We start from the raw sequence: 21,222 nt of genomic DNA, 5'->3' as shown, positions 1-21,222 counted from the left end.
AGCCCGACCGGGAGCTCTTCGAACTCGCGGCCTCCCGCTGCGGCTTGAGCCTCGTCGACGGGGGTTGGATGACCGGCGACAACCCGGCCGGGGACATCGGCGGCGGCCATCAGGCTGGCCTGCGCACCATCTGGCTGCGCGGCCGCCCTTGGCCCGACGGCCTCCCGCCTGCGGACCGCGCCGTCGAGGACGTCACCGACGCCATCACCATCCTGCTCAACGAGACCTCGGAGTAGCACCGTGGACCAACCGACCGTCGGCATCCTCCACCCCGGCAGCATGGGCGCCGCCGTCGCCGCCTGCGCCGCGACCAACGCAGCCGAGGTCCTGTGGTGCTCGCAGGGCCGCAGCCCCGCATCGGCGGCGCGCGCCGAGCAGGCCGGGTTGACCCCGGTGTCAACGCTTCGCGAGCTGCTGGACCGCAGCGGCATCGTCATCAGCCTCTGCCCGCCGGCCGCCGCCGAGGGCCTGGCCGGCGACGTCGCCGGGCACGCCTTCACCGGGGTGTACGTGGAAGCGAACGCCATCAGCCCCGAACGCACAGTACGGATTGCCGGGCTGCTCAAGTCAGCCGCGGCCGTCGTGGACGGCGCCGTGGTCGGCTCCCCACCCGTACGCGGCAAGACGCCGACGTTGTACCTGTCCGGGCCGACCGCTGCGACCACCACGGTGGAAACGGTCTTCGCGGGCACGGCGGTCCGTACGAAAGTGCTCGGCACGAAGGCCGGGCAGGCGTCCGCGCTCAAGCTCTCGTACACCGCGTACCAGAAAGCGTCCCGCGTGCTCGCGGCGCTCGCCACCGGGATGGCCCGCCAGTACGACGTCGACCAGGAGCTCCTCGAGGTCGCCGCCCGGCGCAGCACCTCGTACCTGGCCGAGCCCGCGTACATCCCCAAGGTGGCGACGCGCGCCTGGCGCTGGGGCCCGGAGCTCGAGGAAGCTGCCGACACGCTCGCCGCAGCCAGCCTCCCACCAGAGATGCTGCGCGCGGCCGCGTCCACGCTGGCACGGTGGCACGACGCCAAGGACGACAGCGAATTCAGTGTCGCTGACGCCCTGGAGCAGCTAGCCCAGCCGTAGCCCGCGCTCATGCCCGCGCCGCTCCCGTCCGCCGGACCAGCTGGTCGATGAGCCGCGCCGACTCCCCCGGCGAGGTCTCCGTCGTGTCCACGGTCAGGTCCCAGACCATGCCCGGGTGCGTGATCAGGTCCTCGCGGGTAGCGTCCCACGCCGCCAGGCGGGCCGTCGTGTCGGCGTCGCCCCGGCGCTCGGACCGCTGTGCGGTCACCTCACGCGGGCACCACAGCAGCACCACCGTCCAGTCGGCCGGGTAGCCGTCGAGCAGGGCACGGATGCCGTCGACTTGCCCCAGGTGCACCACCGGCACTCCGGCCGCGAACGCCGCGTCGAGGCCCGGTCGGTCGGTGACGTAGGTGTTGCCGTACCGGCTGTTCGCGTAGACGACGTCGCCCGCGGCTTCGAGCGCGGCCAGCTGCTCCGACGTGCCCATCCGGTAGCCAGCGGATTTGCCCGCGCCGACCTTGAGCCGTGCGAACTGCTTGTACCGCTGGTCGAGCTGGGCGAGTGCTGCGGTCATGGTGTCCTTGCCCACCGCTGGCGGACCGTACAGGACGACGCCCTTCAGCTGGCTCACGCGTACATCGCCCCCATCGCCTGCCGAGCCTGGTCCGCGAGCGACACCGCGGCCCCCATTCGGTTGTCGACGACCAGATGCGGTACCGCCGGGCGCAAGTCAAGGTCGATCGTGGTCATGTACTCGTCCCACCGCTGGAGCTTCCACGCGTCCCGGGCCGCAGAGCGGAAGCCGATGTACTCGCGCATCGACTCTTCGTCGCAGCGAACCCAAACCGGGAAGACGTCGACACCCATCGAGCCTGCACGGTTGGCCAAGCGCTGCATCCAAGCCGGGTCGGTCATCTCGGCGATAAACGGCGCGGTCAACACCGTGGAGATGCCGCACTTGATGTTGGCCATGGCCGACTGCATCAGGCAGTCGTACTCCACTGGCCGGACCTTCTCGCGGTAGAGCTCGGTGTGCCTGTCGTTCGCGTCGCCGCCCAGCGCGAGCAAGAGGCGCTCCACGAGCGGGCGGGTGAGCGGGTCCTTGTCGAGCAGCGGCCAGCCGGTGAGCTGAACGAAGAAGCGGGCGAGCTCGGTCTTCCCGCTGCCGGCGAACCCGCCGACCAAAATGAGTACGGGACGGTGGGGGTCGCCGCCCGTGTGTCGGCGCTTCCACGCGTCGATGATCCGCTGCTGCAATGCGACGTGGTCGGCCTCATCGGAGCCTGGCGCGATGCGGTGGACAGCCCGTTCAACGGCCAGAACGTGCGCGCCCGTGATGCGGTCGTCTAGCGGCGTCAGCTTGAAGGACGTCTCCTCACCGGGCAGGGCGTTCCGGAAACCAAGGTCCGGCTCGGTCGCCCGGTAAAGGAGGCAATAGGCGCGCCGGTAGTGCGGGCCGGGGTAGACCTCGCCTGTCTCGTGCTGCCAGAGGGTCTGAGGATGCGCGGCCGGGATGCCCTTGAGCTGCGCCTGCTCGGCGACTGCTCGGAGGCGCTCGCCGGCTTTCTCCAGGGTTAGGCCGTGGGCCTCTCGCTGCTCGCGCAGCTTGTCCGGCCGCCACCCCACGCGGTCCTTTCCCACCCTGGTCCCCTCCGTCGTCGTCATGGCCGCGAGCCTAGAGCTGCGTCCCGAAATCCCGTGTGTACACGGATGTTGAAAACCTGTGTACGGCAGCGTGCATAGGCTTCGACAAGCCGCTGTGATGTTCCGTTCTCGCCGGAACGAGTGTGATGGCCCCCACAAAGCGACGCGTTGAGGGGGGCACAGCACGGTGGAACGATCGAGCGCCACACCAGACTACTACCTTAAGCCGCTCGCGCTTAAGGTCTCGGGAGGAGGTTCTCGATCTGATGGGCGAGGCCGTGAGGGAGTGCCGTCAGGGAACCTTGACGGTGTATCGCATGCGGTACCGGTGAGCGGCCTTGGCCAGCAGGGACACTTCGATCGGGCGCTCGTTGCTCGAGTACACGACGCGGAACGTCATCATCACCGGCATGTCCTTCGGCAGCTCAAGCGCGATCACCTCTTCCTCGGTGGGAATCTCCGAGGAGACCTCGTCGACGAACGAGACGGGCGGGTAGCCGAGGCCAGCGAGCAGGGTTGGGGTCCCACCCTTGATCTTCCGGCGCTCCATCATGGCCGTCCCCTCCGCCAGCTCAAGCGGGTAGTACGACCGCGTCAGCTCCGTGGGCTCGTCGTCCAGGAACAAGATCTGCTTGCGAAGCAGGGCCCGGCCGTCGTCGTCGAGGCCGAGGGCCTGGCGAACCTCGTATGGCGGCGTGACGATCTCGACCTCCAGCAGCGTCACGGAGCCCCGCTGCGAGCGCTTCTCCGCCTCGCTGATCCAGCGGTACGGCTGGCCCTCGCCCGCAGGAGCCATGTAGACCTCGGGCGCAATGGATCGTTGGGTGCCGCCCTGCACGAAGACGCCTTTGCCTGGCTGGCCGACCAGGAGCTGCTCCTCCTTGAGCATCTGCAGCGCCTTCTGCACCGTGGTACCGGCGACGCCGTACTCCTCCATCAGGGCTGGCGTCGAAGGCAGCTGATCTCCAGGGCGCAGGTCCCCCCGCGTGATCTGCCGCCGCAGTCGTGCCGCGATCTTCTGGTGAGCCGACCTTGGGTCTGTGAACGGCCTCGCCATATCTCAGCTCGCCTCCTTCCTCTGTCGGTAACGGAGGTGCCGGGTCATCGTCATGACGCTCACCTCCATGGGCTCTCCGGTGGTGGACCTGGTGAAGCGCGTCAAGGTCAGGACGGGCGAACCCGGTCGCAGGCCCAGCGCCTCGCAGTGGCTGGGGGAGGCGATCTCAGCAGCGACATCCTCAAGCGGGCTGTCTTCCGGGGTGAACCCCATGGTCGCCAGAAGTGTGACGGCACCACCCCGGATCTTTCCGGCCTCGGCGAGCTGCGTGCCGCGCGCAATGCGCGCGGGGTAGTAGGAGTCGGCGAGTTCGACCGGCTCGCCATCAAGCAGGATCAGCCGGCGGCGGACTACCGCCTTCTCCTCCGGGCCCATCTCGAAGAAGTCTCGTACGGCGCTCGGAGGGTCGACCTCTTCCACTGCAAGCAACCGCTGGGTGCCGCGGTGCCCACGTGCAGCGGCCTCCGAACTCCAGGCATCGCGCTCCCCCTCCCGGCGTGGCGTGAGGTACGGCTGGGCGTCCCCGATCCATGCGTCATCGCTGCTCACACTCGTTCCTCTCAGCCGGCCGACCTGTGCCAGAACCCTAATGCTCTGCGACTTGAACCAGCGCGGTGCACCGTAAGCCTTGCCACCTTAAGACTCATGGCCTTACGGTCTCATACGGGCCGACCCGGAAGGGACAGGCCGCCGGGAGGCGCTCGTTCCGCCTGCCTTAGTGCATCTGAACGACGGTGTCCCGCCCTACGGCGGACCCCTACCGAAAGGAGCTCTACCCCGTGAAGATCACCCGCCGCCCCACCGCTGGCCTCGCCCACGAGGTCTTCGAGCCGAGACCATCGCGCTCCTGAACGCGATCGAGGTGGAGCTCCCGGACTTCGGCAACGTCGACCTGGACGTCGCGTTCGGCACGCCGCTGGAGATGTACGAGGCCGGCGCCCTGCCCCACGAGCAGTTGGACGGCCTGGACATCTACGCCGCGATCGAGGCGGTCGAGGCCCGCGAGAACCGACTGGCCGCCGCCCGCGACATCGCCGCCGACCCGGCCGTCACCGCGCTGGTCCGCGAGCGCCTGGTCGACGTCCTCGTCCCGTACGCCTCCGAGTTCAACCTCGCGAACACGACCGTGTCCGCTTCGCGCGGCATCGTGACCGCCGCCCCGCTCGCCGCCTGACCACCCGCCGCTCCGCCGAACCGAGAGGACCCGATCGCGATGCACACCCCGGATGCTTTCCGCGCCGCGCACGGCGACGTCACCACCTGGTCCGCCGCCGACTTCGACAGCTACGAGCACACGCTGGAGGCCACGAGCCCGGCCTTCGCCGACGCCATCGCCACCGGCCGGTTCGTCCTCGGCCGTCACGCCGAGGGCGACAAGGTCGTGGTCGACCTCGCCACCGCCGAGGACCTGGCCCAGCACCGCGACGCCGGAACCCTCCACCTCTTCATCGGTGGCACCGGCCTCATCGGCGGCACCGCCCGCAGCGGCAAGACCGACCAGGCCGTGCTCTTCGCGCAGATGCGGCGCCTGGCCGGCTGATCGTTCGACGCCTTCTATCGGGGCCGCGCCGCGGCACGGCCTCGGTGGTGGGCGCCGGACCTCACGGTCCAGCCCCTCAACTTCATACGTCTGGCTGTCCGCCGCTTACACGCCGGCCGGGGTGACGAGTACGACGCGGTCCCCCGAGAGCAGCAGCCAGGTGCGCCACCCGCAGCCGTTGCGCTGCCTGTCCGTCACAGACCGCCCGCCTCCACGGGGGCGGCCTGCGGCGGGCGGAGAACGCAACAGCAAGGGAGACGAGATGCGTCACAACGGACGTGCCCCCCTCAAGGCCAGCCAGATGCGGCCCGAACACCTCAGCCTCCGCGAGAACGAGCCGATCCTCGTGGTTTGCCCGGACTGCGACACCTGGCACCGCCTCAAGAGGTCGATGATCCTGCCCCACCGCGATGGTGTGCCCGTTCAGAGGACCGAGCGCCGCTACTTCGGCGACAAGCCGTCCGGCGGCCGCCGCTGTGACGGCAGCGCGCAGCGCATCGTCATCGACATCACCCCCGAGGAGTGGACCGAGCGCCTGCTCGCGGCCGAGACCACGGCCGCCGGCCGCCGCACCGCCCGCCCGATCCGCAAGCCCCGCCCCCAGGCCGCGCCCGCGCCGGTCCAGATGCCCGCCGCCACCCGCCCGCTGCGCGAGCAGCTCGCCGAGCACCTGCAGAGCGACTGCCCCCGCTGCCGCGCCGGCCGCTGCGCGCGCGTCGTCGAGCTGCGCCAGCGGATCCGCCGCACTACCGAGATCGCTGCCGCCCCGGCTGCCCCGATCTACGGTCAGATCCGCGCCGCGTTCCGTGGGCACCGCGCGTCCTGCACGCCGTGTAAGAACAGCGCTCCGTGCGACACCGGTGGCAAGCTCGCCGCCCGGATGACCAGCATCGCTCGGGAGCAGATGGCCCGCACCGCTTGACGTCGGACGATCGCCCACGGCCGTCCCCACCTTGCTCTTCCTGGTGGGGACGGCCGTGGCTGTTCGTACGGCAGCCAGATCGACGACAGCCCCAGGGATTGGGCCCCCGGGGCTGTCCAGGACCTGTCTGGAGGACCTGATGCAGCACAGCATGGCACGCCCCGTGGCGCGGCCGATTGCCGGGATCATCGACGACATCGAGCGCGAGGATGACTCCAAGGGCTACGAGCCCGAGGACGCCGTACGCATCGACGTCGTCCTGTGGGCCTTGCCCGACGCCGCTCCGGCACCCGTCGGTTGGGAGGTGGCGGCGTGATCACGGCCCTCACCGACGACGAGCGCGCTGAGCTCTCGCGCAAGAACTCCGAGCAGAACAAGCGGTCGGAGGCCAACCGCCGATGAGCGCCCGGCCGACCGACGACCTGTTCGTCCGCTACATGAAGGCGTTCGAGGACTCCACCACCCACCTCGGTGGCTGCGCGGTCTGCCAGGCCGACGAGCCGTGCGAGGTCGGTACACCGATCCACGAGCGCTTCGCCCGTCTCCAGGACGCCTACACCGCCCGTCAGAAGCAGCGCTGAACCCGGCCCTGCCCGTCGTCCCCGCGCCTTCCCGGGCGGGGCCGGCGGAGAGCGCCGGGAGCTCCCGCCCGCTCCGGCCGTCCGGCCGCCACACCACGCAACAGCCCCGGGGCGGCCACCCCGGGGCTGACTTCTTGCTCTGGACCTTCTGGGAGGCCCTGATGAATCGCGAGTCCATCGTACGCACCTGCTACGCCCCCTCCGCTGACCTGCCCGTCAACACCAACTGGCGGGCGGCCAGCGCGTGCCGCGAGGAAGACCCCGAGCTGTTCTTCCCGATCGGCAACACCGGCCCGGCGCTGCTCCAAATCGAGGAGGCCAAGGCCGTCTGCCGCCGCTGCCCCGTGATGGAGACCTGCCTCCAGTGGGCGCTGGAGATGGGCGAGGAGTCGGGCGTCTGGGGCGGCCTGAGCGAGGAGGAGCGCCGCGCCATGAAGCGCCGCGCCGCCCGCAACCGGGCCCGCAACGCCGCCTGACCGCTTCCCGCTCGGCGGGAGCGTCGGCCAACTCGCCGCCCGCTCCGCAGCACCGCCGCACATCGGCCGCCCGCCCCCCGGGCGGCTCCGTTGATCTGCCCGCTGCTCCTGGTGACAGTCCAGGAGCGAGAACACGAAGGAGTCCTTTATGGCCCGGATATTCGCCCGCCTGACCGGCCCGCTGCGCCGCATCGACGCCGACCCCGACGAGCTGGTCGGCGAGGCGTACCAGCTGCTCCGACGCGCTGAGGAGAACCACGGCGTGTGGGCGGCGATGAACGCCTACACCGGCATGGCGAGCGTGAAGATCCAGCTCGCCCAGTACCTCAAGGAGCACCGCGACTGACCGGCGCGGTGCTGCACCACCCGCCGCGGCCCCGGCCGGAGTCGACCTCCGTGCCGGGGCCGGCGGTTCTCCCGCTCCGCCACGACCGACCAGGCCGTGGCGGAGCCGGAGAGCCGGAGATGGCTCGGCAAAGGAAAGAGGCCCCGTGCGAGGGGGCCTCTCCTTTGTTCTCGCGATCCGCTGACAAGGAGCGATTCGCATGGTCAACGCTACCAGCGGGGGTGCCCGGTGAGTACAACCGCAGCCCCGGCCCCCGACAAGACGACGGACGACACGTACGTGGCGCGCAGCCCGCTCGCGGCGATGCTGGCCACGCTCACCGCGTTGGTCGCCACCGTCCTGGCCCTGTTCGACCTGTTCGCGAACGGCCTGTGGCCCACCTGCCTGCACCTGGCCGTCGGCCTCGCCGTGTTCGGCGCGGTCCGGCTGTGCGTGGGCCTGGCCCTCGATCCGTTCATCCCGACCGACGACCCGGAGAGCACCACATGACCGCCGTCGACTTCCGCAAGCCCGACGTGATCCGCCCGGACGGCGACGACGAAGCCGGCTCCTGGGACGTCCCCGCCCCGGCCGACCACCCCGACGACAAGCACGACCACAGCGACGACCAGGAGCCGGAGCAGGACGACGCCCCGGAGGCCGGCACCGAGTCGGACGACGACCCGCGCGCCATGCGGCTGCTCGCGGTCATCGCCGGAGTCGGCGGCCTGGTCCTCGCCGGGATCGGCTTCACCGGCTCCTACGACACCCTGCGCAACCTCGCGGAGGACAAGGGATTCGGTCTCTTCTCCTACGCGTTCCCCGTCGGGATCGACGCCGGGATCCTCGTGCTCCTGGCGCTCGACCTCTACATGATGCGCAAGCGGATGCCGCTGCCGATCCTGCGCTGGGCCGCCCACGGGTTGACCGCCGCCACGGTGGCGTTCAACGCGGCCGCCCCGAAGGGGCCGTGGACGGACGACCCGCTGGCGGCGTCCATGCACGGCGTCATCCCGGTGCTGTTCATCATCGCGGTGGAGGCCGCTCGTCACTACATCGGCCGGATGGCCGACCTGCTGGCCGGTGAGGCTCCACTCGGGTCGGTCCCGCTGACCCGGTGGATCCTCTCCCCGCTGACCACGCCCCGCCTGGCCCGCCGGATGCGGCTGTACAACCTCCCGTACAAGGAGGTCGCCGCTCAGCACCAGCAGCTGCGGATCTACCGCGAGGGCCTGCGTCAGAAGTACGACAACGACCCGCGGGGCTGGCGCAAGGCGGCGACGGCGAACGAACTGCTGCCGTTCAAGCTGGCGCCCTTCGGGTTCAGCGTGGAGCGTGCCCTCGCGGTGCCGCTGGAGGAGGAGACCAAGCGGATCGTGAGGGAGGCTCAGGCCGACGTTCAGCGCGCCGAAGCCCAGATTCAACGAGTCAAGACCGATGTTCAACTCGGAGCCGCGCGCATTCAGGCGGAGGTCGACAAGATCCGCGCCGAGGGCCGGTTGAAGATCGCCCGCGCCGAAGCGGAACGCGAGGCTCAGGCGGAGATTCAGCGCGCCGAAGCCGATGCTCAACTCCGCGAAGCGAAGCGTCAGCACGCGCTCAAGCTCGCCGAGGACCAGGCCGCTGCCGAAGCGCAGCAGCTCGCCGACGAGACCGAGAAGCGCCGCACCCTCGCCCAGATCGAGCGGGAGAAGGTGCAGGCCAGTTGGGGTCTGGAGAAGCAGCAGATGGTCACGGAGGCCACCGAGGCCGAGCGCCGGATCCAGGCGGATGCCGCCGCCCGCGCCCAGCGCGACGAGGCCGCCCGCAAGGCCGGCATCGCCGAGCAGGAGCAGCGCCGGGCGGAGGCCGAAGCGGCGGCCAAGAAGGCCCTGGAAGAGGCCGCTGAACACGAGCGGAAGGAGGCTGAACACCGCGCCGCGACGCTGAACGCGGCCAAGCAGGAGCAGCTGGAGAGGGAGGAGATCGCCGCTTCGAAGGCCCGGGAGGAGGCCGCGATCGAGGAGGCCGCGGAACGCCGGGCGCGTGCCGCTGAGCACGAGGCCCGTGCGGTCAAAGCCGCCGCGCTGGCCCGTATGTCCCAGGTCGAATGGGACGTGCACCGGGTCGTCGCGATGATCCAGGCCCGGGGCGAGAGCGCGGTCACCGTCCGCGTCATCGCCGACGAACTGGGCATCTCCACCGGCTCCGCGCAGGACCGCAAGACCCGCGCCGTCGAACTCCTCAAGGGCGGCAGCGACGAGGCTCCGGAGCAGGCCGCAGCCTGAAACGGAATCTGAACTGAGGGCCCTCCTGGCCCCCACGGTCGCCCCTCGCACCGCCCGCCCGGCGCACTGCCGGACGAGTCGGCGGCGGGGCCGGCCGCGGCCGCCAGGCCGACCGCGTCACCAGCTCCACCCAGCACGAACCGGGCCGACCAGCCGCCCGGAAAGCATCATCCGCACCCCCGACCCGTCGTTTACGGAAAGTAGCGGCGAGGCGAGGCGAAGCGAGGCGAGGTGAGGGGAAACCCCTCCCAGCCCCCTGCTGAACCCTCCAACCGGGGGTGACAGGGGGTCGCAGCGCTCGCGCCGCGTCGCCTCGCCTCTCCTCTCCGCTACGCATTGTGAGGAGAGCCGTCGTGGCAGACACCGCGACCGCGCCCCCGGGCACCGACGCCGGCGGCACCACCACCGAGGACACCGACACCTCCGAATACACCGTCGTCACCGAGCCCTCCCAGGCCACGGACCCGGCTCCGGAGCAGAAGAGGACCAGCCGCGGACGCCCCCAGGCGCTGCCGCTCATCGTCCACGGCACGAACGCAACCGGAATCGCCACGGGCATCGCCTACGGTGTCGCCGGAATGCCCGGTCTCGTAGCCGTCGGCGCGGCCGGAGTGGCCGTCGCCGCTGCTGCGCTGGCCGGTCGGAAGAAGCGCTCGAAGGTCTCCGCCGCCCGCAAGGCCGCCGCCGCGAACCGTTCCGGCGGCGGCTCCGGCCGGGCCGGTGGGGGCGGGGGCAAGGGCGGCCTGCTCGGGCGCGGCGGTGGTCGCGGCCGGGGAGGCGGCGGCGCCGGGGGCGGCCGCATGAACAACCGCAGCGGCCGGATGAACGGCACCGGCGGCCGAATGAACAGCACCGGCGGCAGGATGAACAGCACCGGCTCCACGGGTAGCAGCACCGGACGACGGCCGGGAGGCGGCCGTCACGCCGCAGGCGGCGGCACCGGAGGGTCCGGGTCCGGGAAGAACCGCGGCCTGGGCGGTCTGCTCGGCAGGGGCGGGGGCCGCGGTAAGGGCGGCCTGGGCGGCGGAGCCACCAGCCCCGGCGCCAACACCCCCAAGGGCACCGGCGGCGGAAAGGCCGGCGCCGGTCAGCAGTCCCGTACCGGCAAGGCGTGGCAGACCCTCAAGGGCTGGGGCAACAAGATGCGCCGCAAGAACGGCGGCGCGGGCACCGGCGGCTCTGGGAGCACCGGCTCGTCCGGCGGCTCCAGCGGCTCGGGGTCCGGTTCCGGCGGCAAGGGCACCACCCCGGCGAAGTCCCGCCTCGGGCGCGCGATGCAGAAGATGCGCGGCTGGGCGGGCAAGCTGCGCCGCTCCAAGAAGGGCAAGGGCGGGGGCTCCGGCAGTTCCGGCGGTTCCGGCACCAAGGCCGGGGCGGCGTCGGGCCGCCTGTACCGGATGCGCCGCACCGCCGCCCGCAAGCTCGGGCACTGGGCCCGCTGTGCAGGGGCCGGGTTCCTCGCCGGGCTCGGAGGTCTGCTCACGCTGCCCCTCGGAATCTTGTGGGGCACCTGGCGCCTGCTCACCAAGCACCGCGACCCGCTCGCCGGGTTCGCCTTCCCCGTCCGGACCGCCGGACGGATCTGGCGGTTCTTCTTCCGCCGCTCCAAGGCCCGCCACGACAGGGAAGCCAAGGCGGACCAGCTCAACCTCACCGTCAACGACCCTCGGAAGGACACCGACGTGACCGGACCCTCTCTGGCCGCCGGCACCACCGTGCTGGATGGCAACAACTCCAAGTTCGCCCTCGCCATGCGCGCCATGCACTCCGCGTACACCGGCTACAGCCCGACCAGCATGATGGAGGTCGCTGCCGAGTACGCGGGGCTGCCCAACGGCATCCGCGCCGCGGCGATGGCCGTGCAGCAGATGGCCGTCAACTCCGACCAGAAGTACCCGTGCAGTAAGCGGGCCATCGCCAAGCTCGCCGAGGCGGCGCAGCGACTGGTCAACGCCGCGTCGCGGGCCGAGAACATGGTCGTCCTGTTCCGCTTCGCCCACGCGTTCGACATCGAGCGGATCGTCGCTCCGAGGATGAACGAGTGGATGTGGAACGTCACTCCGACCGGGGTGGCGGCGGGCGAGGCCGCGATGTTCCAGCCCGGCCGGATCGAGTCGGGTTGCGTCCTGATGGCCGTGCTCTACCGGACCTTCGACCCGGTCCACATGATGCAGGTCGGCTCCGAGTACCAGGGCATGGGCTACGGGCTCAACGCCCTGGCCGACGCGACCGAGGCCCTGCACCAGCGCACCCGCGATCTGTACCCGGTCGACGACCGCGTCACCGACGAGCTCGGCACGCTGGTCACGATGATCCGGGCGGCGGCCGACGACGCCGACATGGCCGCGAAGCTGTTCCTCGAGGACCACCGCCTGGAGATCAACCACAACACCAACCCCCGCAAGGGCCCGGCTGCCGAGTCCATGTGGAACACCCCCCGCTGACCCTTCGACCCCCGGCACGACCCGCACCACCAGGAGCCGGTGGCCGTCCCCGAACCGCGGGGCCGGCCACCGGCTCCCTTGCTGCCTATCCACTTTGTTGCTGCCCCGCCCCCGCCTTCTGACCAGGACGGAGAACCTCCCCATGTCGATGCGTCACTGGGACTGGTCGCTGCCCAGCGGCCACACCACCTTCCTCGGATACGCCAGCGAGACCGCCGCCTCGATGGTGATGCTCGCCCCGATCACCGGACTGCCCTGGCAGGCCGCCGCCATCACCCTCGGGGGCGCGGCCGCCGCCGGCGCCGTCCACGACCTGCGCGAAGGCACCACGATCGGCACCCTCACCACCCGCGCCCTGTCCTGGCTCACCGCCGCCGGATGGGCGTCCTGGGCGCTGGCGACCGCGCCCCTGACCACCACCGGCTGGGCGACCGGCCTGGGACTTGCCGCCGTCGGCATCGCCGCGAACGCGTCCGCGACCCGTTCGGAGTCCACCCGCTCCGAGCGCAAGCGGCTGCTCAAGCTGCGCCGCGAGTCCGTCGGCATCCTGCGCGACTGGGAAGACCGCATGCAGCGCGTGGCCCGAGTCGAGAACTGCGTCGGCAAGGACGTCCAGCACTGGCCCGGGAAGGTCGGCTACACCGTCGAGATCGACCTGCCCTCCGGCGGCACGACGGCTGACGACCTGAACGGCTACGGCCCGAAGTTCGCCGCCGACCTGCGCCTGCCCGACGGCTGCGGTGTCGAGATCTTCCCCGGCGCCAACCGCGGCACGATCCTGATCGAGGTCACCCTCAAGGACGTCATCAGCGAGGACATCAACTACCCGGAGGACTTCTCCGAGCTCACGCTCACCGAGCGGTTCCCCTTCGGCCTGCACCGCAACGGTCAGCCCGCGCTCGGCAGTCTCTGCAACGACTGCGGCATCCTCATCGGCGAGACCGACGCGGGCAAGACGAACACGCTGCGCGTCGTCACCGCCCAGCTCGCCCGGATGCCCGACGCGCTGATCTGGGCCATCGACATCACCGGCGGCGGCGTCGCCCTCCCGTGGATCACCCCGTGGGCCACCGAGGGCCTCGCCTCCGCGCCGATCGTCGACTGGATCGCCCACACCGAGGACGAAGCCCGCCTCATGCTGCGCATGGCTGGGGAGATCATCGCTGCCCGCAAGGCCGGATACCAGCAGCTGATGCGGGAGAAGAAGACCGACAACAAGCTGCCGATCTCCCGCGAGATCCCTGGCATTGTCATCCTCACCGACGAGACCGCCTCCCTCCCGTTCGACGTCAAGGAGATGCTCGACAAGGTCGCCGAGGAAGGCCGCGCGATGCGCGTGCGTAACCTCGTCTGCGGCCTGCGCGCTACGCAGGACGTCGTCACCGCCACCATGAAGATCCAGGCGAAGTGGCGCGTCGGCATGACCGTCTCCGATGCGGAAGAGCTCGCGTACCTCTTCCCCGGCTACATCAAGATCGACCCGAAGGACGCACCCGTCGCGGGTGCCGGGTGGACGATGCACACCCGCCTCGGGCCCAAGAAGCCCACGGCGATGAAGGTGTGGCGCCTGGTCGACGAGCTCACCGACAAGATCTGCGCCGCGACCGCCGCACGGCGGCCCAAGCTGGACCAGCTGTCCGCGTCGGTGGACAGCGGCGCGTTCTACCCGCAGCGGTGGGCGCGCACGCTGCCGGAGCTTTACAAGGGCCAGCAGCTCACCGAGTCCGCGCAGCACGCGATCGACAACGCCGGGGAGATCATCGACGCCTCCACCCTGCTCTCCTCCGACTCGGCCACGCCCAAGGCGGCCGGCACCACGAAGGCCTCCCCGGCCGCCTCGGTGCCGCCGGGCTTCGAGGGCTTCGGCGGCGCGGCGGAGCTGTTCGCCGCCGTCAACGCCAGCCTCGACCCGACCGCCGGGCCGATCGCCGTCCCCCCGGCTCTGGCCCCGGCCGCCGCCCCGCAGGCGGCGCCGCTCCCCCGCCCGAGCCGCCCGGTCGACCCGCGCGAGAAGGGCTGGGAGCTCCTGGTCGCCGCCGGCGAAACCGGCTACACGCCCAAGGCGCTGCACGAGATGCTCAAGCAGCTGCTGGGCGACGACGCCACCCCGGCGCCGCGTACGGTCGGCGGCTGGCTCATCAAGTGGGCAGAGGACGGCAAGGCCATCAAGGACGACTCCGGGCAGTACACCCGCTACATCGCCCGCGAGGCCGCCGCCCAGCAGCCCAGCACCGCTCCCGACGACCCGGCCCGGACGGCGCTGCCTGAGGGCCTGGACGGCCGCCTCGTCCTCCAGGCCGTCGAACTGCTCGTGTCCACCCAGTTCGGGTCCACCTCGATGCTCCAGCGCAAGCTCCGCATCGGCTTCACCCTCGCGGAGCAGCTGATGGACTTCCTCCACCAGCGGGACATCGTCGGCCCCTCCGACGGCTCCAAGGCGCGCGAAATCCGCGTCTCCACGCAGGACCAGGAGGTGGTAATGATGAAGCTCGCCGACGAACTTGGTTTCAGCGCCCGTGACTTGGGCGCGATGGGCCTCGTGGCCGCCGCCACTTCGCACACCAAGGAGTGACCATGTCCTTCGAGACAGCGGATGAGGAGATCGAGCGCCTGGAGGCCGAACGGCACCGCTACAGCGAGACGTTCAAGAACACCGACCCGGCCGACACGGTCACCCGCGCGCACCTCCAGGCGGAGATGGACCGGCGCACCCAGCAGATCCAGGAGCTCCAGCAGCACCAGCCGCTGGGGTTCTTCGCCCGCTGGGGCCTGCGCACCGCCTCCCTCGCCCTGCTCTGGGGAGCTTGGGAGGTCGGCCCGTGGTGGGCCAAGGCCGGCTGCGTCCTCGCTGCCGCGTTCCTCGCCTTCTATAGCCTCGGCTGACCTCCGCCGCCTCGTCTCACAGCCCACCCCGGGCCCCAAGGACCCGCCCAGCCATCCCGGCCGGGCGGGTCCTTCGCGTTCCCCACCACCCTCTCCCCTGCCAAGGAGCCCCCGTGGAACCCCGCGACCTCACCTTCACCGAACACCAGCAGCAGATGTCTGCCCCGCCGACCACCGGCATGCCGACCGGGGGCTTGCTCTACGAGGGCCTGGAGCAGATCTGGGCCCTCTTCCCCGATGCCCGCCCGGGCGGGCGGCCCGGAGACCTTCCCACCCCGGCCCCCCACGCTGCGGCCGGCCTCTACACCGAAGAGGCGTACATGGCCCGGGTCTACGACCTGGTCCGCAGGGAGGAAGCCCTCCAGCACATCCGAGCCCAGTACCAGCAGGCCGCCCTACACGCCGCCCTCACCCCGGTTCCGGCACAGATCGCGGCTCCAGCCCCGGCTGCGGCGGCGTACGTCCTCCCGCCCGCTGCCCCGGCACAGCCTCAGCGCGCGGTCCCGGCCTTCGTCTGGAAGTACAGCGCCCTCGCCCTGTCCACCGGCGGCGGCATCGCGCTCGCCGGGGTCGGCGTCGGCGCCGCCGCCCCGACCCTCGCCCAGCTCCCCGCCATCCTCACCGCGACCGGCCAGGTCGTGATGAGCGTGGCCGGGCTGTTCGTCCTCGTGTTCCTCGCGCTCGCCGTACGCGGAGCCTCGCGCGGCAGCGGCGCAGGCGGCACCACGGTCAACATCCGCAAGGCGGTCTTCCGGCGCAACAAGTTCCACGGATGAGCCGGGCTGCCTGCCTCGCCCCCGCCCCGCCCGCTCCGGGCGTCGGGGACGGGACAGGCCCCCCGGCCCGCACCACCACCGTCTCGACAAGGAGCAGCATCACCTTGGCACCCAACGACCCCACCCCGGCCGCCGACAACGACCGCGCGAAGGCGGCGTCGACGAAGAAGGAGCCCCGCCTCTCCGAAGCCCGCGCCTGGTGGAGCGAGGCGTGGGAAGAGGGCGGCACCCTCCACGAGCTGTGGGAGGACGTACGGCGCGCGCCCGACGCGGGATGGCACGGCATGGCCAACTGGATCAAGGCCGTCGCCGCCATCGCCGTGTTCTCGTTCGTCGTCCTGCTCTTCAACGGCGCCGTCGACGTCCTGCTGGACGCCGCGCACCGCATCCTGACCGCCGTGCCGAACGTCCAGGTCGGCGACAACACCTCCACCGGCGTGTGGGCCACGATCGACAAACCGGTCCGCTCCTACATTGCCGCCCACTCCGCCGGCCTGCCGATCAGCGCCTCCACCGTCTACACCCTGTGGCAGGTGACCGGCCTGTCCTCCCTGATCGCCGGGTTCATCACCCGCAGCAACGGGATCCGGCTGACGTGGACGGCCTGGGGGATCGCGGGCATGGCGATGGTCTGGACGACCACCCCGGACACCTCGCGCACTGTCGCCACCGCCATCGCCGTCCTCGCCTGGACGTTCGCCTCGGCCTTCGCCCTGCGCGGGCTGAACCTGCGCCCGCGGGTCTTCTCCTCCGTGCACACCGGCGCCCCGCAGATCACGGTCCAGCCGCAGATCCACATCCCGGCCCAGCCCGGCGGCCCCGCCCCGGACAAGGTCCGCCAGCTGGGCCGCTGATCCGGTCGCTCCGCCTGGCCACCGGCCGCCGCCGCCCGCACCCGGGCGGCCCGGCTGCCGGTGACCGGGCAGGCCGACCGGCCTGAGCTCCACCATCCCCGGCCCCCGCTACCCGCTGCCCCAGCGCCAACTCCCCGGCACCTGGAGCAGGTGATGGCCGACCAGGACCAGGACCTGGTCGACGTCGACCCGTACGACCCCGGCGACGGCTCCTTACCGGTCTTCCGGTGGAAGCAGGCCGGGCGCACGAACCTCGCGACCCGCCGCCAACTGCGGGAGATGGGCCTGCGCCCCGGCGGCCACGAGCCCGTCGCCCCGATCGAATGCCGCGGCGGGAAGCGGTGGGCGTGGCTGTACCGGATCGACCTGGCGAAGCCGAAGCTCCCGATGACCCTCGCGAAGGAAGCCGCGCTCGACAAGGCGATGGCAGCACGCCAGACCTGCCCCGGCCCCTGCGGCCGGCGCTACTTCCACTGCCTCCCGCTCAAGACCCTGGGGTCTTGCCTGGAGTGCTACGACGGCACGCCCGCCGACCCCGCCTCCTACATCGCTCCCCCGGCCAAGCACCTGCTGGCCGCCTGATCCGAGAGGACCACCGCCCATGAGCACCGCCACCCTCACCGCCTTCACCGAACCGGACCGAACCAAGAACCTGCTGATCCGGTTCATCACCGCTGGCGGCTCGTACGTGGACGTTACCGGCCCCGGCAAGCACTCCGACAACAACCGCTGGGACTGCCACGGCTGCGGAGACTCCTCCGACCGGCCCGAGGAGGACTTCCTCTTCTGCATCCGGCCGGACGCCAACAACCACGCCGCCGCCTGCCGAGCCATCCCGCTCACGTGACCGCCCGCCGTCTGCGCGCCGCCCTGCTCCTCGCCGCCGCTGTCCCGCTCGCCGCCACGGCGGCCGCCGCCGCGCTGAAGGCGGGCTGCTGGGACCTGACCGCCAATCGGCACGAAATCCGGCTCTCCCCCAAGCCCCGCCCGCGCTGCCCCGATTGCAAGGGCGCCGGCGGCTGGTGGTCCGAGGGCCCGTACCCGGGCGGCGAGCTGTGCTGGTGCTGGGACCGCCCGACACGCAGGCTCCGGCTCCTGCCGGTCCGTGACCCCTGGGCTGACGAGCCGCCCTTCTGAACCGCACACACCATCGCCCCGGCCGACAGCGGCCGGGGCGACAGCACTTGTGCAGGGCGGCCGCGCATCGGCAAAGGGCCAGCCGCCCTGCCTCCTTCACCCGCTTCGAGATCAGGAGAGATCCCATCGTGCTGCGCCCCGCCGTCTTCGCCGCCCTGCTCGGACTGACCCGCGCCGCCAGCGCGGTCGGAGACTTCTGGGTGCAGAACGACTTCTGCGCCCGGGTCAAGGGCGCCTCCGACGAGGCCCCGGTCACCTACGAGGACCCGCGCACCAAGGAGAAGACGACGCACGGCACGACCGATGGCCGCCGGGCGTGCCTGCACCACTGCCTCACCTACACCGCCACCCAGGCGATCGTGGCCGGGCTGGGTGCCCGCGCGCTGGGCATCCAGGTCCACCCCGGCGCGGCCGCAGCCGCGCTCGCCCTGTCCTTCGGCACCCACTACATCGCGGACCGCCGGGTGCCGGGCAAGGGCGTCCTGGAGAAGCTCGCCACCAAGACCGGCAAGGAGAGCCTCTACCGCCTGGCCGACTTCGGCATGAACGGCGCGTTCCACCTCGACAGCACCTGGCACCACGGCTGGGAGACCATCGCCGCGCTCATCGCCACCACGAAGGCGAGCACCCGGTGACCGACCGCGCCCGCTCACCCCGGCCGGCCTTCCGGACGGTGACGACTGGTTCCGCGGTTGCCAGGACTGCCACCTGCGCATCCAGGGCGGGGGCGCCGGTCTCGCCGCCCACCGCCGCACCGTCCCTCCAGCGCCGATGACCTGCGCATCCCCATCACGAATCGGTTCGACTACTGACAAGGAGGCCCACCGTGGCCGTCCAGACCAAGGCCGACACCTTCGCTGCGCTCCGTGACTGCTTCGCCGCAGACCTTGCCGCCCTCATCGGAGACGAGCCGCCGCGCGACATCACCCGGAACAAGTTCATCGACCTGGTCGAAGAAGTCCGCGACGTCCTCGCCACGTCCAGCGTCGGCAACTGGCAGGACGCCAGCGAGGAACTGGACTCCGCCGTCAGCTACCTCACCGACGCACTGACCAGCGAGCCCGGCGACCAGCAGGTGCTGCTGGGCAAGGCGCGTACGCACCTGCGGGACGCCATCGAAACCGCCACCTGACCCGCCTGCTCTGAGAGCCCTCCGTGCCGCCCCGACCCCGCGTGCCTGCCGGGGCCGGGGCGGTTGCGGTGGTCTCTCAGCAACGCACAGGAAGGAGGAGGGACATGCCCTTGCCCTACTGGGAGGTCGACGTCCCCATACAGCGCACCGACGACCCCACTGTCCGCGGCCTGCACGTCTTCACGGGCCGCGCCGCTGGCCCCGGCGACGCGCTCAAGGCCGCGCACGACGCGTACGACCAGGCGGTGCTGCTGCATGCGGCCGGACGGGAGATCCCCAGCACGTCCGGCACCGGCGGCTGGGCCGCCAGGGGACTGCGACCCGGCTGGGTCCTGCAGTGGGAGCAGGCCACGGCCACTCGCTGGGTCGACCCCCACAACCTGACCGGCCCGCTGTTCGGCTCGACGAGCCGCGAGAAGTAGCTACGCCCTGGGACGGGCGCTCAAGGCGTCCACACCAGTTCGCCTGTCCCGGGCCATCCCATCCCGCACGAGACGAAAGGGATCACCCATGCCCGAAATAGAGCATCCGCGTGGTGTCGTGGACCGGCCAGCGGAAGTCTCCTTCACCCCGGCGGTACCGGGGCAGGTGCCCGGGCCCGTACAAGCCGGTACCGGCTGGCTGCAGCCGGGCGGCCTGGTCGTCCACACCGGCTGGCATCGACCGTTGGCGGTGGAGCAGGGCAGCGCGTACCGGCAGGGTCCTGCCTCCGAGGGATGGCAGTCCTGGCGTATCTCCACGCCGGACGGTCACGAAGTCGCCTGCTTCCGCTACTACCAGCGTGCGGATGCCGAACAAGCCGCGTCCGTGATCGCCGCTGCCCTGCCCGGGGGTATCTGGCCTGCCGACGCCCGCGGGGACACCGCAATGGTGAGCGGCTCTCTCTACCAGCAGGCATTCGATGCGTCGACCGGGCCCGACCTGCTGCCACACACGGACAGCAAGGGCCGGCCCGACTGGGGATACGGCGCCGAATGGATCACCTGGCGGCTGCCTCCGACCCGTGCCCTGTATGAACGCATGATCGCCAAGCATGGGGGATCCGCCCCGGCGACCTGCCTGTCCTGCCGCGAGAGCACCCGGCGGGCCAGGCGGGCGGACTGGCTGCCGCGCACCGGACACTGGCCGCGCTGGGGCAGTCGAGCGCACCCGCCTGGGACCGAACGTCGGGCGCACTGCCACTGCGAGGCGTGCCTGGAGTTCGTCACAATCGGCGCCCTCGGCGAGGCCACGGACGAGCAGGGCCAGACCGTGCCGGGCGCCTGGTCTTCGTGCACGCTCAGTCCCATCCGGGACAACGGCCGCGAAGTCGCGCTGGCGGTACGGCCGTTCACTTGGTTCAGCCGCGCGCTCACCGAGAACGGTCACGTGATCATGGATAACCGTCCCTGCGTAGGGCTGTGGCCGCGCGGGGTGCGTCACGACGACGCGTTCTTGTGCGAGACCGGCATCGTCGGTGACAGCGACTTCGCACAGTAGCTACGCCCCGGGACAGGCGCTCAAGGCGTCCAAACCAGTTCGCCTGTCCCGGGCCAACCCATCCCGCACGAGACGAGAGGGAGAACCCAAGTATGGACTCCGTCCCGCGCGTACGCGCCCGGTTCGGGCAGCGCGCACTCTTACTGACCACCGCCGCACTTCCGTTGACCGGCTGGACCGTACACGCCATCGCCCTGCACCGCCGTCTGGCCGCCAGCCGCCGCGACCCGCTCACTGGGCTGCTGCGGCGCGATGCCTACACCGCTCGCGCCCGGCGACTCCTGGCTCGCCATGGCGATAGCGTGGCTGTGGTCATGGTCGACGCCGACCACTTCAAGGACATCAACGACGGCCTCGGGCACGCCGCTGGGGACGCCATCCTGGCAGCCTTCGGCGTCCGGCTCACCGCATGGGCGGGCCCGCGCGCCGCCGTCGGCCGGCTCGGAGGCGATGAGTTCGCCGTCGTACTGGAGCTGCCCGCCGCGCGCCGCGCGCACCGCCTGAAGCAGCTGGTCCGGATGCTGCACACGCCGGTCATCCTGGACGACGGCCAGGTGGTGGACGTCGCCGCCTCGGTCGGCGCCGCGGCCGCCGACGTCCTCGACAGCCGCGACCTGTCCGTTCTGCAGCGGGCCGCCGACGCCGCCCTGTACGACGGCAAGCACTCCGGCCGCGCCATCCT

The 21,222-nt window shown here is 71.4% G+C and carries 28 protein-coding genes; 24 read left to right on the top strand and 4 right to left on the bottom strand.

Going from position 1 to position 21,222, the window contains the following annotated elements:
- Together ABT360_RS32040 and ABT360_RS32035 are read left to right on the top strand one after the other, a co-directional pair.
- The coding region (locus ABT360_RS32040) for an HAD family hydrolase (protein WP_351824415.1) at positions 1 to 236 on the top strand (236 nt) is incomplete at its 5' end.
- 4 nt (positions 237 to 240) lie between these two features.
- Complete coding sequence (locus tag ABT360_RS32035) at positions 241 to 1,080, top strand: NAD(P)-dependent oxidoreductase (protein WP_351824412.1); 840 nt, start codon at positions 241 to 243, stop codon at positions 1,078 to 1,080.
- Positions 1,081 to 1,087: 7 nt separating this feature from the next.
- Here the strand turns inward: ABT360_RS32035 and ABT360_RS32030 are convergent, their stop codons facing one another.
- The 4 genes from ABT360_RS32030 to ABT360_RS32015 all read right to left on the bottom strand — a co-directional run bounded on the left by ABT360_RS32030 (position 1,088) and on the right by ABT360_RS32015 (position 4,273).
- Positions 1,088 to 1,597, bottom strand: a complete 510-nt coding sequence (locus ABT360_RS32030) for a phosphotransferase-like protein (protein WP_444852361.1) — start codon at positions 1,595 to 1,597, stop codon at positions 1,088 to 1,090.
- 53 nt (positions 1,598 to 1,650) lie between these two features.
- Positions 1,651 to 2,688, bottom strand: coding sequence for an AAA family ATPase (locus ABT360_RS32025; protein ID WP_351824406.1), 1,038 nt, complete (start codon positions 2,686 to 2,688; stop codon positions 1,651 to 1,653).
- A 271-nt stretch (positions 2,689 to 2,959) separates the two neighbouring features.
- Positions 2,960 to 3,724, bottom strand: a complete 765-nt coding sequence (locus tag ABT360_RS32020; protein ID WP_351824403.1) for a GntR family transcriptional regulator — start codon at positions 3,722 to 3,724, stop codon at positions 2,960 to 2,962.
- 3 nt (positions 3,725 to 3,727) lie between these two features.
- Positions 3,728 to 4,273, bottom strand: a complete 546-nt coding sequence (locus ABT360_RS32015; protein ID WP_351824400.1) for a UTRA domain-containing protein — start codon at positions 4,271 to 4,273, stop codon at positions 3,728 to 3,730.
- A gap of 313 nt (positions 4,274 to 4,586) precedes the next feature.
- On the opposite strand from ABT360_RS32015, the gene ABT360_RS32010 reads away from it, so the two are divergent.
- The 22 genes from ABT360_RS32010 to ABT360_RS31905 all read left to right on the top strand — a co-directional run.
- The gene (locus tag ABT360_RS32010; protein WP_351824397.1) at positions 4,587 to 4,898 is read left to right on the top strand and encodes a hypothetical protein; all 312 of its coding nucleotides are present in this window, start codon (positions 4,587 to 4,589) and stop codon (positions 4,896 to 4,898) included.
- Between the two features lie 39 nt (positions 4,899 to 4,937).
- Complete coding sequence (locus tag ABT360_RS32005; protein WP_351824394.1) at positions 4,938 to 5,264, top strand: hypothetical protein; 327 nt, start codon at positions 4,938 to 4,940, stop codon at positions 5,262 to 5,264.
- Between the two features lie 262 nt (positions 5,265 to 5,526).
- Positions 5,527 to 6,186: a hypothetical protein gene (locus ABT360_RS32000; protein ID WP_351824391.1), complete on the top strand. Its 660-nt coding sequence runs from the start codon at positions 5,527 to 5,529 to the stop codon at positions 6,184 to 6,186.
- Positions 6,187 to 6,325: 139 nt separating this feature from the next.
- On the top strand, positions 6,326 to 6,502 hold the full coding sequence (locus tag ABT360_RS31995) for a hypothetical protein (protein ID WP_351824389.1): 177 nt from the start codon (positions 6,326 to 6,328) through the stop codon (positions 6,500 to 6,502).
- 82 nt (positions 6,503 to 6,584) lie between these two features.
- Positions 6,585 to 6,767: a hypothetical protein gene (locus tag ABT360_RS31990; RefSeq protein ID WP_351824386.1), complete on the top strand. Its 183-nt coding sequence runs from the start codon at positions 6,585 to 6,587 to the stop codon at positions 6,765 to 6,767.
- A 161-nt stretch (positions 6,768 to 6,928) separates the two neighbouring features.
- The gene (locus tag ABT360_RS31985) at positions 6,929 to 7,243 is read left to right on the top strand and encodes a WhiB family transcriptional regulator (protein ID WP_351824383.1); all 315 of its coding nucleotides are present in this window, start codon (positions 6,929 to 6,931) and stop codon (positions 7,241 to 7,243) included.
- A 148-nt stretch (positions 7,244 to 7,391) separates the two neighbouring features.
- Positions 7,392 to 7,589: a hypothetical protein gene (locus ABT360_RS31980; RefSeq protein WP_351824380.1), complete on the top strand. Its 198-nt coding sequence runs from the start codon at positions 7,392 to 7,394 to the stop codon at positions 7,587 to 7,589.
- Positions 7,590 to 7,817: 228 nt separating this feature from the next.
- Complete coding sequence (locus ABT360_RS31975) at positions 7,818 to 8,078, top strand: hypothetical protein (protein ID WP_351824377.1); 261 nt, start codon at positions 7,818 to 7,820, stop codon at positions 8,076 to 8,078.
- Positions 8,075 to 9,835 carry a DUF2637 domain-containing protein gene (locus ABT360_RS31970; protein WP_351824374.1) on the top strand — a complete coding sequence of 587 codons (1,761 nt, stop codon included), beginning with the start codon at positions 8,075 to 8,077 and terminating at the stop codon, positions 9,833 to 9,835. The genes ABT360_RS31975 and ABT360_RS31970 overlap by 4 nt, the downstream gene beginning before the upstream one ends.
- 353 nt (positions 9,836 to 10,188) lie before the next feature.
- Positions 10,189 to 12,279, top strand: a complete 2,091-nt coding sequence (locus tag ABT360_RS31965) for a hypothetical protein (protein ID WP_351824371.1) — start codon at positions 10,189 to 10,191, stop codon at positions 12,277 to 12,279.
- Between the two features lie 142 nt (positions 12,280 to 12,421).
- Complete coding sequence (locus ABT360_RS31960) at positions 12,422 to 14,851, top strand: DNA translocase FtsK (RefSeq protein ID WP_444852360.1); 2,430 nt, start codon at positions 12,422 to 12,424, stop codon at positions 14,849 to 14,851.
- Positions 14,852 to 14,853: 2 nt separating this feature from the next.
- Positions 14,854 to 15,162, top strand: a complete 309-nt coding sequence (locus ABT360_RS31955) for a hypothetical protein (protein ID WP_351824368.1) — start codon at positions 14,854 to 14,856, stop codon at positions 15,160 to 15,162.
- Positions 15,163 to 15,275: 113 nt separating this feature from the next.
- Positions 15,276 to 15,938: a hypothetical protein gene (locus ABT360_RS31950; protein ID WP_351824365.1), complete on the top strand. Its 663-nt coding sequence runs from the start codon at positions 15,276 to 15,278 to the stop codon at positions 15,936 to 15,938.
- A 104-nt stretch (positions 15,939 to 16,042) separates the two neighbouring features.
- Positions 16,043 to 16,792 (top strand): hypothetical protein, encoded by a 750-nt coding sequence (locus ABT360_RS31945; RefSeq protein WP_351824362.1) that lies wholly within the window; start codon positions 16,043 to 16,045, stop codon positions 16,790 to 16,792.
- A 153-nt stretch (positions 16,793 to 16,945) separates the two neighbouring features.
- Entirely contained in the window at positions 16,946 to 17,374 is a 429-nt protein-coding gene (locus tag ABT360_RS31940; protein ID WP_351824359.1) for an RRQRL motif-containing zinc-binding protein, read from the top strand.
- 19 nt (positions 17,375 to 17,393) lie between these two features.
- Positions 17,394 to 17,639, top strand: coding sequence for a hypothetical protein (locus tag ABT360_RS31935; RefSeq protein WP_351824357.1), 246 nt, complete (start codon positions 17,394 to 17,396; stop codon positions 17,637 to 17,639).
- A complete protein-coding gene (locus ABT360_RS31930; protein WP_351824354.1) occupies positions 17,636 to 17,929 on the top strand; it encodes a hypothetical protein in 294 nt (97 codons plus the stop codon). Before ABT360_RS31935 ends, ABT360_RS31930 begins: the two co-directional genes overlap by 4 nt.
- Before the next feature lie 128 nt (positions 17,930 to 18,057).
- Positions 18,058 to 18,564 (top strand): hypothetical protein, encoded by a 507-nt coding sequence (locus ABT360_RS31925; RefSeq protein WP_351824351.1) that lies wholly within the window; start codon positions 18,058 to 18,060, stop codon positions 18,562 to 18,564.
- Positions 18,565 to 18,755: 191 nt separating this feature from the next.
- Complete coding sequence (locus ABT360_RS31920; RefSeq protein WP_351824348.1) at positions 18,756 to 19,061, top strand: hypothetical protein; 306 nt, start codon at positions 18,756 to 18,758, stop codon at positions 19,059 to 19,061.
- A gap of 104 nt (positions 19,062 to 19,165) precedes the next feature.
- The gene (locus tag ABT360_RS31915; RefSeq protein ID WP_351824345.1) at positions 19,166 to 19,483 is read left to right on the top strand and encodes a hypothetical protein; all 318 of its coding nucleotides are present in this window, start codon (positions 19,166 to 19,168) and stop codon (positions 19,481 to 19,483) included.
- A gap of 118 nt (positions 19,484 to 19,601) precedes the next feature.
- Positions 19,602 to 20,540 (top strand): hypothetical protein, encoded by a 939-nt coding sequence (locus tag ABT360_RS31910; protein WP_351824342.1) that lies wholly within the window; start codon positions 19,602 to 19,604, stop codon positions 20,538 to 20,540.
- Positions 20,541 to 20,632: 92 nt separating this feature from the next.
- On the top strand, positions 20,633 to 21,222 hold a 590-nt coding region (locus ABT360_RS31905; protein ID WP_351824339.1), incomplete at its 3' end, for a GGDEF domain-containing protein.

This window comes from Streptomyces sp. NPDC000229, from assembly GCF_040300825.1.
Taxonomy (GTDB): Bacteria; Actinomycetota; Actinomycetes; order Streptomycetales; family Streptomycetaceae; genus Streptomyces.
Note: the sequence above shows the minus strand (reverse complement) of the source record. Positions and strands in the feature narration are given on the sequence as shown.

Coding starts and splice junctions, on each gene's coding strand:
- ABT360_RS32030 (WP_444852361.1), bottom strand. CDS start 1,597: ATGACCGCAGCACTCGCCCAGCTCGACCAGCGGTACAAGCAGTTCGCA.
- ABT360_RS32025 (WP_351824406.1), bottom strand. CDS start 2,688: ATGACGACGACGGAGGGGACCAGGGTGGGAAAGGACCGCGTGGGGTGG.
- ABT360_RS32020 (WP_351824403.1), bottom strand. CDS start 3,724: ATGGCGAGGCCGTTCACAGACCCAAGGTCGGCTCACCAGAAGATCGCG.
- ABT360_RS32005 (WP_351824394.1), top strand. CDS start 4,938: ATGCACACCCCGGATGCTTTCCGCGCCGCGCACGGCGACGTCACCACC.
- ABT360_RS32000 (WP_351824391.1), top strand. CDS start 5,527: ATGCGTCACAACGGACGTGCCCCCCTCAAGGCCAGCCAGATGCGGCCC.
- ABT360_RS31995 (WP_351824389.1), top strand. CDS start 6,326: ATGCAGCACAGCATGGCACGCCCCGTGGCGCGGCCGATTGCCGGGATC.
- ABT360_RS31990 (WP_351824386.1), top strand. CDS start 6,585: ATGAGCGCCCGGCCGACCGACGACCTGTTCGTCCGCTACATGAAGGCG.
- ABT360_RS31985 (WP_351824383.1), top strand. CDS start 6,929: ATGAATCGCGAGTCCATCGTACGCACCTGCTACGCCCCCTCCGCTGAC.
- ABT360_RS31980 (WP_351824380.1), top strand. CDS start 7,392: ATGGCCCGGATATTCGCCCGCCTGACCGGCCCGCTGCGCCGCATCGAC.
- ABT360_RS31970 (WP_351824374.1), top strand. CDS start 8,075: ATGACCGCCGTCGACTTCCGCAAGCCCGACGTGATCCGCCCGGACGGC.
- ABT360_RS31960 (WP_444852360.1), top strand. CDS start 12,422: ATGTCGATGCGTCACTGGGACTGGTCGCTGCCCAGCGGCCACACCACC.
- ABT360_RS31955 (WP_351824368.1), top strand. CDS start 14,854: ATGTCCTTCGAGACAGCGGATGAGGAGATCGAGCGCCTGGAGGCCGAA.
- ABT360_RS31940 (WP_351824359.1), top strand. CDS start 16,946: ATGGCCGACCAGGACCAGGACCTGGTCGACGTCGACCCGTACGACCCC.
- ABT360_RS31935 (WP_351824357.1), top strand. CDS start 17,394: ATGAGCACCGCCACCCTCACCGCCTTCACCGAACCGGACCGAACCAAG.
- ABT360_RS31915 (WP_351824345.1), top strand. CDS start 19,166: ATGCCCTTGCCCTACTGGGAGGTCGACGTCCCCATACAGCGCACCGAC.